11 protein-coding genes are annotated in these 13,353 nt (G+C 57.0%); 4 read left to right on the forward strand and 7 right to left on the reverse strand.

Annotated features, from left to right (window positions below; translation table 11 throughout):
• The first annotated feature begins 106 nt into the window (after positions 1-106).
• The gene (locus PO881_RS17880) at positions 107-1,792 is read left to right on the forward strand and encodes an alpha-amylase family glycosyl hydrolase (protein WP_101762683.1); all 1,686 of its coding nucleotides are present in this window, start codon (positions 107-109) and stop codon (positions 1,790-1,792) included.
• Here PO881_RS17880 and bioH read toward each other — a convergent pair.
• A complete protein-coding gene (bioH, locus tag PO881_RS17885) occupies positions 1,776-2,546 on the reverse strand; it encodes a pimeloyl-ACP methyl ester esterase BioH (protein ID WP_280172165.1) in 771 nt (256 codons plus the stop codon). The genes PO881_RS17880 and bioH overlap by 17 nt on opposite strands.
• A gap of 35 nt (positions 2,547-2,581) precedes the next feature.
• Between bioH and gntX the strand changes: the two genes are divergently transcribed.
• The gene (gntX, locus tag PO881_RS17890; RefSeq protein ID WP_101762685.1) at positions 2,582-3,259 is read left to right on the forward strand and encodes a DNA utilization protein GntX; all 678 of its coding nucleotides are present in this window, start codon (positions 2,582-2,584) and stop codon (positions 3,257-3,259) included.
• Positions 3,260-3,317: 58 nt separating this feature from the next.
• Positions 3,318-3,893, forward strand: coding sequence for a Fe-S biogenesis protein NfuA (nfuA, locus tag PO881_RS17895; protein ID WP_064741235.1), 576 nt, complete (start codon positions 3,318-3,320; stop codon positions 3,891-3,893).
• Between the two features lie 39 nt (positions 3,894-3,932).
• On the opposite strand, the gene malQ is transcribed toward nfuA, so the two are convergent.
• From malQ to glpE, 5 genes are all read right to left on the reverse strand, one after another.
• Complete coding sequence (gene malQ / locus PO881_RS17900; RefSeq protein WP_192414816.1) at positions 3,933-5,987, reverse strand: 4-alpha-glucanotransferase; 2,055 nt, start codon at positions 5,985-5,987, stop codon at positions 3,933-3,935.
• A gap of 28 nt (positions 5,988-6,015) precedes the next feature.
• The gene (gene malP / locus PO881_RS17905; protein ID WP_280172166.1) at positions 6,016-8,421 is read right to left on the reverse strand and encodes a maltodextrin phosphorylase; all 2,406 of its coding nucleotides are present in this window, start codon (positions 8,419-8,421) and stop codon (positions 6,016-6,018) included.
• A 175-nt stretch (positions 8,422-8,596) separates the two neighbouring features.
• The gene (locus PO881_RS17910; protein ID WP_008107931.1) at positions 8,597-9,355 is read right to left on the reverse strand and encodes a DeoR/GlpR family transcriptional regulator; all 759 of its coding nucleotides are present in this window, start codon (positions 9,353-9,355) and stop codon (positions 8,597-8,599) included.
• Between the two features lie 42 nt (positions 9,356-9,397).
• On the reverse strand, positions 9,398-10,222 hold the full coding sequence (glpG, locus tag PO881_RS17915; protein WP_271461215.1) for a rhomboid family intramembrane serine protease GlpG: 825 nt from the start codon (positions 10,220-10,222) through the stop codon (positions 9,398-9,400).
• A 32-nt stretch (positions 10,223-10,254) separates the two neighbouring features.
• Positions 10,255-10,581 (reverse strand): thiosulfate sulfurtransferase GlpE, encoded by a 327-nt coding sequence (glpE, locus tag PO881_RS17920; RefSeq protein WP_101762689.1) that lies wholly within the window; start codon positions 10,579-10,581, stop codon positions 10,255-10,257.
• A gap of 228 nt (positions 10,582-10,809) precedes the next feature.
• On the opposite strand from glpE, the gene glpD reads away from it, so the two are divergent.
• The gene (glpD, locus tag PO881_RS17925; RefSeq protein WP_110867634.1) at positions 10,810-12,318 is read left to right on the forward strand and encodes a glycerol-3-phosphate dehydrogenase; all 1,509 of its coding nucleotides are present in this window, start codon (positions 10,810-10,812) and stop codon (positions 12,316-12,318) included.
• 130 nt (positions 12,319-12,448) lie between these two features.
• Here the strand turns inward: glpD and iolE are convergent, their stop codons facing one another.
• On the reverse strand, positions 12,449-13,345 hold the full coding sequence (gene iolE / locus PO881_RS17930; RefSeq protein ID WP_192414812.1) for a myo-inosose-2 dehydratase: 897 nt from the start codon (positions 13,343-13,345) through the stop codon (positions 12,449-12,451).
• Positions 13,346-13,353: the final 8 nt, after the last annotated feature.

Below are 13,353 nucleotides of genomic sequence, written 5' to 3' on the forward strand. Positions count from 1 at the left end.
CCGTAAATAACGCGCGGAGAAACCCTCGTCTCTGCGCGTATCAGCTTGATAAATCTCCTCATCCAACTACGCTGAAAAAATAACCTTCCGCGTGGCCCAGCGATCCATGGATATTATCAACGCCTTAATCGATGAGATTTATCACGGCAGCTTTCCGGTCGCGGCGCGTGAACGCCTGCTTTCCCACATTCGTGCCGCACGCGATACGGCAAAACTGCCGCGCAAGGCGCACTGGGATGAGAAAGATGTGGTGCTGATTACCTATGCCGATCAATTCCGCGAACCTGAACAGCCAACCCTTGCCAGCTTCTCGCGTTTTTATCAGCAGCATCTGCAATCCACTTTCAGCCTGGTGCATCTGTTACCGTTTTTTCCCTACTCTTCCGACGATGGCTTCTCGGTTATCGACTATCACCAGGTCAATCCGATCTGCGGCGACTGGCAGCACATCAGCGCGCTGCACAGCGAAACGCGGCTGATGTTTGATTTTGTCTGCAACCATATGTCGGCGCACAGCCGCTGGTTTCAACACTTTCTGGCGCAGGATCCGGGTTGGGATGATTTCTTTATCAGCATGCCGCCGGCGACCGATCTCAGCGCGGTGACGCGTCCACGCACCTCGCCGCTGCTCACACCGTTTGCGATGGCCGACGGCGAGACGCGCTATATCTGGACCACCTTCAGCGCCGACCAGATCGACCTCAACTTTGGCAATCCGGAAGTGCTGATTCGCATGGTCGATGTGCTGCTCGACTACCTGAACAAAGGCGCGGATTATGTGCGGCTCGACGCGGTGGGCTACATGTGGAAAACGCCGGGCACCAACTGCATTCACCTGCCGAAAACGCATCAGCTGGTGAAGCTGTTTCGCGCCATTGCCAATGAAGTGGCGCCCGGCACGGTGATCGTCACCGAAACCAACGTGCCGCACAAAGACAACATCAGCTATTTCGGTAACGGCAAAGATGAAGCGCAAATGGTGTACCAGTTTTCGCTGCCGCCGCTGGTGCTGCACGCCATTCATTCGGGATCGGCGCGTGCGCTGCGTCAATGGGCCAGCACGCTGGATTTAGGCGGCGGCACGACCACTTTCTTTAACTTTCTCGCCTCGCACGACGGCATTGGACTCAATCCGGCGCGCGGCATTTTGTCGGAAGTGGAGATTGTGGCGCTGGTGCGTGATTTAGCGCTGGAAGGCGCGCTGGTCTCCTACAAGAACAATGCCGATGGCACCACCAGCCCTTACGAAATCAATGTCACCTATTTCGATGCGCTCAATCAGCAGGACGACGACGATGACACGCGTTTGCGCCGCTTCCTGCTGGCGCACGCGATTCTGCTGTCGTTTCCTGGCGTACCGGCGATTTACATTCAAAGTATTCTTGGCTCGCGCAACGATAATGAAGGCGTGCGCGCCGCCGGTCATAACCGTGCCATCAACCGGGAGAAGTACAGCCTGCGTGAAATGGAACAGTGGATCAGCGGCGGCAACCCGCTGCGCCAACAGGTGTATGAACGCCTGAGCGCGCTGATTCAACTGCGCACGCGGCAGCCCGCGTTTCATCCCGATAACCCGATGACGCTGCTGGAAAGCGAAAATAGCCTGCTGGTGTTGCGTCGCCATCAGCCGGATAGCGATGAGGGGTTGCTGTGTGTGTTTAATCTCAGCCGTCATGAGGTGACGACACAGTTACCGCTGGCGCGGCATATGCAGGATGTGATTAGCGGGGAGAAGCTGGATGGCAGCCAGCCCTTAACGCTGGCTGCGTGGCAGTTTATGTGGCTGCGGTAAACGTCATGATCAGCTGCGTAAATTCATCGGGGTGAGAAATGAAAGGCGCATGCGCGGCTTTCTCCATCACCACCGAGGATGAAGCTGGCCAGCGTGAATCCAGTTCTTCTGCGACACGACGCGGCACCAGCCCATCGAGATAGCCGTAAATACGCAGGAACCGCAGCGGTAGATCGTCGAGCGCGGCACGCAAATCGTCCTGACGCAAAATCTCTAATCCCCCTTCCAGCACTTCAACCGACGGCATCGGCTGCGATAACACCACCTCTTTCAACTGACGCGCATCCTGTCGCGCGTTCTCCGTGCCCATGGTTTGCAGTGCCAGAAAGCGCTCCACGGTGCGCTGGAAATCGGTGCTCAACTGCTGCTGAAAATTTTGTAGCGTTTCGGGCTTGATGCCCGGCCATTGATCACGCGCGGTAAAACACGGCGATGAGGCAACGGTGATCAGCGCTGCAACGCGCTCCGGCTGGGTTAACGCCAGCTGGCTGGCCACCAATCCACCCAGCGACCAGCCGAGCAGCACCGCGCGGTCGGGTAACTGCGGCAACAGCTGTTGCGCCATTTCCGCTAAGGTCAGCGGCGCAAAACCCTGGCTGCGGCCGAAGCCCGGCAGATCCACCAGATGCAGGCGAAAATGCGAGCGGAGTCGCGGAACGATGTTTTGCCACACTTCGGCGTTCAAACCCCAGCCGTGCAGCAGCACAAGATCGCGATCGCCCGTGCCTGTGGTGTGCCAGTAAAGCGAACTCATCGGTTACACTCCGGAAAAGTGATAAGGAGGTCGCTATGCTACCAATCCCGGCCCTGTGTTGGCTATGCCGCCTGCCGTTGCAGATTGCCAGCCACGGTTTGTGCAGCCGCTGCGTGCAGCAAATTCCGCGCCTACCGGCACTCTGTCCCTGCTGCGGTTTACCGGCCAGTGGAATGCAGCCCTGCGGGCGCTGCCTGCGCCGCCCGCCGCCGTGGCAGAGCCTGAGCTGCGTCAGCGATTACCTGCCGCCGCTGAGCGATTGGGTGCAGCAGCTGAAGTTTTCTCGCGTAACCGCACTCAGAGTGATGCTGGCGCGGCTGATTTTGTTAAAATTGTTAACAATGCGTCGTGATTACCGGCTGCCGCGTGTAGATTTGGTGCTGAGCGTACCGCTGCATCGTCGGCGCGCCTGGCAACGCGGCTACAATCAGGCGGCGCTGCTAGCAAAACCGCTGGCTCGCTGGCTGGGCTGTGAATATCGCGAAGCGGTAAAGCGGGTGCGACAGGGCGCAGTTCAGCATTCATTGAGCGCCAGCGCGCGCAAAAAGAACCTGCGCGGCGCGTTTCGCCTTGAAATGCCGGTGCGCGGACGCCATATCCTGCTTATCGACGATGTTGTGACGACCGGAAGTACCGTGGCGGAAATTAGCCGCATCCTGCTGGCGCAAGGCGCGGCCAGCGTACATATTGGTTGCCTGTGCCGTACCTTGTAGAGCGTCGGTGTTGGGCGTATTATAACCAAGTAATTTAGTCAACTATTGAGCAATCGCCATGATCGTTATTACTGATGCTGCGCAAGAGCACTTCTCAAAATTGCTGTCCAAACAAGAAGATGGCACTCAGATTCGCGTATTCGTCATTAATCCGGGTACGCCAACCGCTGAATGCGGTGTTTCTTACTGCCCACCCGATGCAGTAGAAGCGACTGATACTGAATTTAAGTTCGAAAAACTGTCAGCCTTTGTTGATGAGCTGAGCGCACCGTACCTCGATGACGCGGAAATCGACTTTGTTACCGACAACCTCGGTTCGCAGCTGACGCTGAAAGCGCCTAACGCCAAAATGCGGAAAGTCTCTGACGATGCGCCAATGGTGGAACGCGTGGAATATCTGCTGCAAGCGCAGATTAACCCGCAACTGGCTGGCCACGGCGGTCGCGTATCGCTGATGGAAATCACCGATGACGGCATCGCCATTCTGCAATTCGGCGGCGGCTGTAACGGTTGTTCGATGATCGACGTCACGCTGAAAGATGGCATCGAGAAGGAGCTGCTGGCAGCCTTCCCTGAGCTGAAAGGCGTGCGCGATTTGACCGAGCACCAGCGCGGCGAGCACTCGTACTACTGATTAAGCACGCGGCAGCGACCCGACGCTGCCGCGCGTTCTTCAACGCTTCCTGCGCCCGGTATTCACCGCATTCAATAAGCCCGGCACGTTTCCTCTAAACATCTTTTCGATTGTGACGCTTAACTTGCGCCGCCAGTTTGGATATTCATCTACCGTACCCGGCACGTTGACCGGTGAAGTCATAGCAAGCCAGTCTTCAGGTTGCAGCCCCAGCAATGCGCTGTTAGTGCGCGCCAGATAGCGGTGGAAGCCGCGATTGAGCATCGGTGTGAAGGACAATCGGCTAGCAACGGTACCGTGGCGCGCAGGCAACGTATTCATCTGATGCAGCGCATCCAATAGCGCCTGTTTTTGTTTATCCCTTTGCCTTAGCAATGACATGTATACGCTCTCCTGGTACAAGCCCAGTTTGTGACCCAGAAAAAGATCCTCATATCTCCAGAATCCCGCCAACGTCGGCAAATCATGGGTACTGGCGCTGGCAATCGACTGCACGGGATACTCTTGCGGCTGACGATAGCTGCCATCGCCGTGCTGCTCGAAGAACAACACTTTCCACGAGAAAATGCCGCTTTTGCGCAGCAGGCTGACGATCTCTTTTGGCACCGTGCCGAGATCTTCGCCAATGACCATGCAGCGATGGCGCTGACTCTCCAGCGCCAGGATCGCTAGCAGATCCTCAACCGGATAGGCCACGTAAGCGCCTTTATCCGCGCTTTCGCCGTAGGGAATCCACCACAAGCGCAGCAGCGCCATCACGTGATCAATACGCAAAGCGCCGCAGTCACGCATATTGGCGCGCAGCAGATCAATAAAAGGCTGATAGCCGCGCGCGCGCATCACATGTGGATCGAGCGGCGGCAAACACCAGTTTTGCCCCTGCGGACCGAGGCGATCCGGCGGCGCACCGACGGAAGCGCCGAGTTTATACAGTTCCGGATCCTGCCAGGTTTCCGCGCTGCCTTGCGCCACGCCGACCGCTAAGTCGCGATATAATCCCACTTCCATGCCAAGCTGCTGGCTAATTTGACAGCAGATGGCAAACTGCTCTTGCGCCACCCACTGCAACCAACTCCAGAACTGAATCTCCTCTTCGTGTTCCGCACACCATTGCTGCACCTCCGGCAGCAAAGCATTGCGCCAGCCTTCCGGCCAGTTGGTCCAACCCCATTCATCAGGATGCTGCTGGCTGCGTTCGGCGAGAATGCCATCAAACGCCGCCTGATAACGCAGATGGTCGCCGCCCTCAACGATAAATTGCTGGAATCCGGCATCTTCAGCGGCGCGCGGCTGGAAGCGCTGCCAGGCAAAGCGCAGCGCGGCCAATTTCAGTTTGGCCACCGCGCTGTAATCGACAAACTCAGCCGCGCGCGCCTGATCCAGCGCTTTGCGTGTTTTCGCCCTTTGCCACCAACGCTGCGCTGCCTCGCTACGCTGAAAATCCTCCAGCCGATTAACGTCGATATACAGCACGTTGAGCCAGCGACGCGAGGTTGGGCTGTAAGGACTGGCATGTTCTGGCTGTGCGGGATAAAGCGCATGCAAAGGATTAAGGCCAACGAAGTCACCGCCATTATTGGCAACGTTCTCCAGCATCTGCGCCAAATCGCCGAAGTCACCGATGCCCCAATTGTCATCCGATCGCAGCGTGTAAAGCTGTACTAACGCGCCCCACAGTTTCTCTCCTTGCTCGACTGATGCCGGGATAAAACAGCGGCGTGGCGCAATGATGATGCGCGTTTGCCACTGCTGGCGACCTTTGCGCAGCGTGAGCTGGTGATAACCTTGTGACAGACGTGGCGGCAGTGTGAGCGGTTCTCCGCCCTGCACTTCGCCGCTGAAGCTTTTGCCCTGTTCGGTTTGTAGCTGCCAGGAAAAAGTGCCGCTGCCTTGTGGCGTCAGTTGGCGCTTGCTGCGAGCGGCAAATACCTGCACCGGCGGCAGCGGTGGCGCTTTACCGGTTGGCGTTTCCATGACTGCCAGCAACGCGCGTTTGGTCTCATCGCTGATGGTTTCCGGCTCGCCGTGCGCGTTAATAAAGCGCAGCGAAATGCCGGCATCCTGTGTCGCCTGGTCCAGCTTGTTGAGCGTCATCGTGTCTCCAAAATCATCAATCGTGTCTTTATCGGGCCGCCTGCCAAATCCGCTGCTGATAATCGCGAATTGAACGGTCAGAGCTGAAGCGGCCGGTGTGAGCGGTATTGAGGATCGCTGCGCGCGTCCAGGCGTCCGGGTTTTTCCACAACGCTTCCACCTGCTGCTGCGCGGCGATGTAGGCATCAAAGTCGGCCAGCACCAGCCAGGGATCGCCATTTTTGGTCAGGCTTTGCAGCATCAAATCAAACGCATGCTTATCGCCCTCGCTGAACTTGCCCTTCTCCAGCTCCTTCAGCAAACCATCCAGATAAGGATTCTGTTTACGCAGCTTTTTCGGGCTGTAGCCGCCCGCCTTCAGCGCTTTCACCTCATCCACGCTGTTGCCGAAGATAAAGATATGCTTCGCGCCCACCGCTTCAGCAATCTCCACATTGGCGCCGTCCAGCGTGCCAATAGTGAGTGCGCCATTCAGCGCCAGTTTCATATTGCCGGTGCCGGAAGCCTCATAACCGGCGGTGGAAATCTGCTCGGAGAGATCGGCGGCCGGAATCATCAGCTCTGCGGCGGTGATGCGGTAATCCGGGATAAACACCGCTTTGAGGCGATCGCCGACGAGTGGATCGTTGTTAATCACCTCCGCCACTTTGTTGATGGCATAGATGATATTTTTGGCGAGGTAGTAGCCGGGCGCGGCTTTGGCGCCAAACAGGAACACGCGCGGCACGAAGTCGGGGTTATCCGGGTTGTCGCGCAGCTGGCGATAGCAGTGCAGCATATGCAGCAAACTGAGGTGCTGACGTTTGTACTCATGCAGTCGCTTAATCTGCACGTCAAACAGCGCATCCGGATTGATATCAATGCCGGTCACGCGCTTGACGTAGAGCGTCAGCCGCTGTTTGTTTTGCTGCTTGATGTCGCGAAACTGCTGACGAAACGCCTTTTTGCGGGCGAAAGGTGCCAGCCACGCCAGCGCATCGAGATCGTTGGCCCACTCAACCTGCAAGCTGTCATCGATCAGCGTCGCCAGCAGCGGATTGCACTGTTTCAACCAGCGGCGCGGCGTGATGCCGTTGGTCACGTTATGGAATTTGTTCGGCCACAGCAGGTGATATTCCGGGAACAGATCTTTCACCACCAGCTCGGAGTGCAGCGCCGCCACGCCGTTGACGGCGAAACAGCTCACCACGCACAGATTCGCCATGCGCACCTGACCATCAGCCACCACCGCCAGCTTGTGCCAGATCGCTTTATCGTCTGGCCACCGTTGCTTCACCACCTTTTTCAGGCGGCGATTAATCTCGCGGATGATCAACATATGGCGCGGCAGCAGGTCGCGCACCAGCTTCTCATCCCAGCGCTCCAGCGCTTCCGGCATCAGCGTGTGATTGGTATACGCAAAAGTGCGGCTGGTGATATGCCACGCATCGTCCCAACTCAGTTGATGCTCATCCAGCAGCACGCGCAGCATCTCCGGGATGGCGATGGTGGGATGCGTGTCGTTAAGCTGGATCACTTCGAAATCAGGCAAAGTGCGAATGGCGCGCCCGGCGAGATGATGACGCCGCAGAATATCGCCCACCGCGCAGGCGCACTGGAAATACTGCTGCATCAGGCGCAGCCGCTTACCTTCGGCATGATTATCATTGGGATAGAGCACTTTGGTCAGCTTGTCGGCTGCAATGCCTTGCTGCTCGGCCTGCAGGAACTGGCCGTTGTTAAACGCGGTGAGATCGAACGGCTGCGCGCTGCTGGCTTTCCACAGGCGTAGCGGCAGCGTGATACCGTTGCGATAGCCCACCACCGGCAAATCCCAGGCTTCCCCTTTGAGGTGAATTTTAGGTCGCCAGCTGAGGCTGCCATCGTGGTTCTCTTTGACCTTGCCGCCGAGGCCTACCTGCACATCCAGCGCGGCGTTGTAGCGGAACCACGGATAGCGATCGCGCTGCCAGTCATCCGGCGCTTCCTGCTGCTTTCCGTCGGCAAACGTCTGACGAAACAGGCCGTATTGATAGTTGAGGCCGTGGCCCATCGCAGCCTGGCCGACGGTCGCCATCGAATCCATATAGCAAGCGGCCAAACGCCCCAATCCGCCGTTACCGAGTGCCGGATCCACCTCCTCTTCCAGCAGTTCGCTCAGCTCAACCTGATGTTCCGCCAGCGCGGCTTGCACTTCGTTATACCAGCCAAGATTGAGCAAATTGTTGCCGGTCAAACGCCCCAGCAGAAACTCCATCGATAGATAGTTGACGTGGCGCTGCCCATGTTTGGCTGGCGCAGGTGGCTGCGTCGCCAGCATTTCTGCCAGCACGCGGCTCAGCGCTTGCCACCATTGCTGCGGTGTCATTTGCTGGGCGGAAGTGAGTCCGAGATGCTGCCATTGGCGGGTGAGCGCGGCGTCGAAACGTGTTTTATTGAATTTTTGCTGCGACATATCAATCCCTTCGAGTCCGTTAACGGTAAAGCCGGGCGAGCGCAAGAGGTGAATGGATAAGTAAAGCTGGGGGCGCAGAAAAAAGCGACAGGGAAATGCAGGTGCGGTGAAAAAAATCGGTGCTGATTTTTGTAGCGGCGCGATTTATCGCGCAATAAATTGCGCCGCTACGGCATTAGCAAAGTTCGAGGTGAACTTCGTGCTGTTCAATCACTTTCAGCACGCTGGCCGGCGGGCTTTGATCGGTATACATGTAATCAATCAGGCTCATATTGCCGAGGTTGACCATCGCATTACGGCCAAACTTCGAGTGATCCACCACCAGCATCACGCAGCGCGAATTTTCGATAATGGCGCGTTTGGTGCGCACCTCGTGATAATCGAACTCCAGCAGCGAACCATCCATATCAATGCCGCTGATGCCGAGAATGCCGTAATCGAGGCGAAACTGCGAAATGAAGTCCAGCGTCGCTTCGCCCATGATGCCGCCATCGCGCGTGCGCACTTCGCCGCCGGCGATAATCACGCGGAAATCAGGTTTCGCCATCAGCAGAATCGCCACGTTGAGGTTGTTGGTGACGACGCGCAGATTGTTGTGATTGAGCAGCGCATGCGCCACCGCTTCCGGCGTGGTGCCGATATCAATAAACAGCGTGGCGCCATCAGGGATCTGGCTCGCCACGCGCTCAGCGATGCGCGCTTTCTCCGCCGACCACATCATTTTACGATCCTGCCATGCGGTATTTTCTGAGCTGGACGGCAGCGCCGCCCCGCCGTGATGGCGCATGATTTTGTTCTGATCGGCCAGGTCGTTCAGGTCACGCCGAATGGTTTGCGGGCTGACTTCAAAGTGATCCACCAGCTCTTCGGTACTGACATATCCCTGACGCCGGACCAGATCGATAATGGCGTCATGACGTTGCGTCTGCTTCACATCTCTCTCCTCGGCTCGTGGCCGCTTCTTTTATTGGTGCTGCTAACGACGCGTAATCTTACGCGTATCAACAAATGCCATCGCTAAACCCACCAGCAAGCCGGTGACGTGCGCGGCGTTGGCGATCGACAGACCAAATGCGCCGTACCAGCCAATCACCAACCATACGACCGCAAAGCCAATCAGGCCGCGCTCGAGATAAATACCACTTTCGGGATCGCGCTCGCCGCGCAGCCAGCAGTAACCCATCAACGCGTAAACCACGCCCGACAAGCCACCAAACAGCACGCCGCTGAACTTGGCCTGCATCCAGCCGGTTAGCAGCGCCGAGATCAGCATAATCACAAACAGCTTGCCGCTGCCGAGACGCTTCTCGACCGCACCGCCGAGATACCACCACCACATCAGGTTGAACAGGATATGCAGTAGCGAGAAGTGCAGCAGCGCATGGCTAAACCAGCGCCACACCTGGAAATATTGCGAAGAATCCGCCGGCCACGCCAGCCAATCCAGCGCCACATCATCACCGACGATCTGCATCAGGATAAATACCGCGACGCAGGCGATCATCATGGTCATGGTGAGCGGACCTGCGCGTTCGCGAATGCTCGCCCAGATGTGGGTGCGCTCGTAGCGCAAGCCACTTTCGGTGTTGCCGCTATGCCAGCTGGCCGCCTGATAGCGCGGATGGTTGGGATCGCGCACGAACTGCGCGAGTTCGTTTTCGACCCTCTCCAGCTTGCTTTCGTCATCCAACATAATGACAAAGTGGCTTTCGCGCTCAATGCGTAGCGTCACGCCGCGAGTCGCCATGTAGTCGACAAACGCCTGCGCCATGCGCGGATTATTGAACTGGGTGATGCGCATCATGCGGTGATCTCCTTCCTTATGCGATGGGCTCAGGCGTCGCCGAGGGCAACCTGCGCCGGGAATGCCGCGCGCCAGGCATCAAATCCGCCGTCAATGCTGTACGCCGCGCTGAATCCCTGGCCCAGCAGGAACTGCGCCGCGCCTTTGCTGCTGTTGCCGTGATAGCACATCACCAGCACCGGCAAAGCCTGATTGGCGTTGGCGATGAAATCCGCCAGGTTGTCATTGTTCAGATGTTGCGCGCCCGCCGCGTGGCCCATCATAAAGCTCTGCGGATCACGGATATCCACCAGCTGCGCACCTTGTGCCAGATGCTCTTGCGCCTGCAGGACATTAATACACTCGAAGGTTTCCATGGTGTCTCTCATTACTTCATCACAATTAGCGCCTAGTTTAACCTGAGAACGCGCCGCGATAACCTGACAAGTCCTGTGGTTATGTGATTTTTTTCCTGTCGGAATGTTAGCTATATCACGCAAAAATGTTTTTATTCAGTTAACCGCTGGCGTAGATGTTGGTTTCCGATTATTATTACGCTCGAAAACGAACATTTTAGAACTATTCCGAACATCGGAGGAGATGACGTGGAAACCAAAGACCTGATCGTGATCGGCGGCGGCATTAACGGAGCCGGCATTGCAGTGGACGCTGCAGGACGCGGACTGTCGGTGCTGATGCTGGAGGCGCGGGATTTGGCCTGTGCAACCTCCTCCAACAGCTCGAAATTGATTCACGGCGGCCTGCGCTACCTTGAACACTATGAATTCCGCCTGGTGGGCGAAGCGTTAGCAGAGCGTGAAGTGCTGCTGAAAATGGCCCCGCACATCGCTTTCCCGATGCGCTTCCGTCTGCCGCACCGTCCGCATCTGCGTCCGGCGTGGATGATCCGTATGGGCCTGTTTATGTACGATCGCCTCGGCAAACGCACCACGCTGCCGGGCAGTAAGAGCCTGCGTTTTGGCGCGGATTCGGCCCTCAAGCCGGAGATCACGCGCGGATTCGAATATTCTGACTGCTGGGTTGATGATGCGCGCATGGTGGTACTCAATGCGCAGGAAGTGGAAAAACAGGGCGGCGAAGTACGCACCCGCACGCGCGTGACCCGCGCCTGGCGTGAAGCCGGTTTGTGGATGGTGGAAGCCGAAGATATCGACAGCGGTAAAACCTACACCTGGCGCGCCAAAGGTCTGGTCAATGCGGCCGGTCCGTGGGTAAAAGAGTTCTTCGACGATGGTCTGAAGCTGAAATCGCCGTACGGCATTCGTCTGATCAAAGGCAGCCACATCGTGGTACCGCGCGTCCATCGCGAAAAGCAGGCGTATATCCTGCAAAACGAAGATAACCGTATCGTGTTTGTGATTCCGTGGATGGATGAGTTCTCCATCATCGGCACCACCGACGTGGAGTACAAAGGCGATCCGAAAGACGTGAAGATCGATGACAACGAAATCAGCTACCTGTTGAACGTGTTCAATGGACACTTCAAACAGCAGCTGAGCAAAGATGACATCGTCTGGACTTACTCGGGCGTACGTCCGCTGTGCGATGACGAATCGGATTCGCCGCAGGCCATCACCCGTGATTACACGCTGGATGTGCATGACGACAACGGCCAGGCGCCGCTGCTGTCCGTGTTCGGCGGCAAGCTGACCACCTATCGTAAGCTGGCGGAACATGCGCTGGAGAAACTAACCAAATACTACCCGAATATCGGCCCGGCGTGGACGAAAAACGCGGTATTGCCGGGCGGGGATTTCTCCGGTTCACGCGAGGATTACACCGCCAGCCTGCGTCGTCGCTATCCGTTTATCAGCGAAGGGATGGCGCGTCACTTTGCGCGGACTTACGGCAGCCGCACCGAAGAGCTGCTGGCAGGCGCGAAGAGCATCGACGATCTGGGTGAAAACTTCGGTCACGAGTTCTACGAAGCCGAGCTGCGTTACCTGGTGAAAAACGAATGGGTACGCGAACTGGATGATGCGATTTGGCGTCGTACCAAACAAGGTATGTGGCTGAACGAAGCCGAGCAGGCGCGCATTGCCGAGTGGCTGGCGGTCAACGCACAGAAACCGGCGTTGTCGTTAGCGTCATAATCTCAGCCAATTAAAAGGCCGTTATCCTGATGGGATAACGGCCTTTTTTATGGAAAACAGCACGAAAAATCGCGCCGCTACGAATGCGTGTACATCCCGTAGCGGCGCAATGCATTGCGCGAATTTGCCCTTATAACCCCGCATTCTCGCGGATGTATTTACGCGCTTTTACCGCATATTCGAACGGATTGGCCAGCGCCGGATCCTGCTCCGCTTCCACCACCATCCAGCCTTTATAGCCGTAATCATCGAGGATTTTGAACACCGGTTTGAAATCGATCACGCCATCGCCCGGCACGGTGAAAGTCCCCTTCTTCACGCCATCCAGGAACGACAGCGATTTCTCACGCACTTCGGCTACCACGCTGTCGCGCACGTCTTTCAGATGCACGTGGAAAATACGCGGCAGATATTTGGTCAGCACATCCAGCATCGCCTGCTGTGAACCTTCGGAATAGTAGATGTGGCCGGTATCGTACAGCAGGCCAACATTCTCATTGGTCGATTCCATAAAGCGATCGATCTCGGCTGGCGTCTGAATGCCGGTGCCCATGTGATGGTGCAGCGTCAAACGCATGCCTTTCTTCGCGGCGATCTCCGCCAGCTCGTTGTAGCCTTCTGCAGTTAAGCGCCACTCTTCATCGCTGAAAATCGGCTTCTGCTCCAGCACCGGCAGCGTGGTGCCCTGAATACTTTTGCTCTGCTCGGAGCAACCAATCACGCGCGCGCCCATCGCATGCAGGAAGTTCATGTGATGGGTAAATTCGTCGATGGTTTTCGCTTTGTCGCCGTTGGCGAAGAAGGTGCTAAACCAGGCGTTGCAGATCTGAATGCCACGGATATCCAGCATCGGCTTGAGAATCGCCGGGTCGCGCGGATATTTACTGCCCACTTCACTGCCGGTAAAACCCGCGAGCGCCATTTCACTCACGGTTTGCTGGAAGGTGTTTTCGCTGCCCAGCTCTGGCATGTCGTCGTTAGTCCAGCCGATTGGCGCGATCGCCAGTTTAACGTTGTCTTTGTTCATGTTGTTGT

The organism is Pantoea sp. SS70 (assembly GCF_029866845.1).
Taxonomy (GTDB): Bacteria; Pseudomonadota; Gammaproteobacteria; order Enterobacterales; family Enterobacteriaceae; genus Pantoea; species Pantoea leporis.

Excerpts from the sequence above, each read along its gene's own strand:
- PO881_RS17880 (WP_101762683.1), top strand. The coding sequence starts at position 107 with ATGGATATTATCAACGCCTTAATCGATGAGATTTATCACGGCAGCTTT.
- bioH (WP_280172165.1), bottom strand. The coding sequence starts at position 2,546 with ATGAGTTCGCTTTACTGGCACACCACAGGCACGGGCGATCGCGATCTT.
- gntX (WP_101762685.1), top strand. The coding sequence starts at position 2,582 with ATGCTACCAATCCCGGCCCTGTGTTGGCTATGCCGCCTGCCGTTGCAG.
- nfuA (WP_064741235.1), top strand. The coding sequence starts at position 3,318 with ATGATCGTTATTACTGATGCTGCGCAAGAGCACTTCTCAAAATTGCTG.
- malQ (WP_192414816.1), bottom strand. The coding sequence starts at position 5,987 with ATGACGCTCAACAAGCTGGACCAGGCGACACAGGATGCCGGCATTTCG.
- malP (WP_280172166.1), bottom strand. The coding sequence starts at position 8,421 with ATGTCGCAGCAAAAATTCAATAAAACACGTTTCGACGCCGCGCTCACC.
- glpG (WP_271461215.1), bottom strand. The coding sequence starts at position 10,222 with ATGCGCATCACCCAGTTCAATAATCCGCGCATGGCGCAGGCGTTTGTC.
- glpE (WP_101762689.1), bottom strand. The coding sequence starts at position 10,581 with ATGGAAACCTTCGAGTGTATTAATGTCCTGCAGGCGCAAGAGCATCTG.
- iolE (WP_192414812.1), bottom strand. The coding sequence starts at position 13,345 with ATGAACAAAGACAACGTTAAACTGGCGATCGCGCCAATCGGCTGGACT.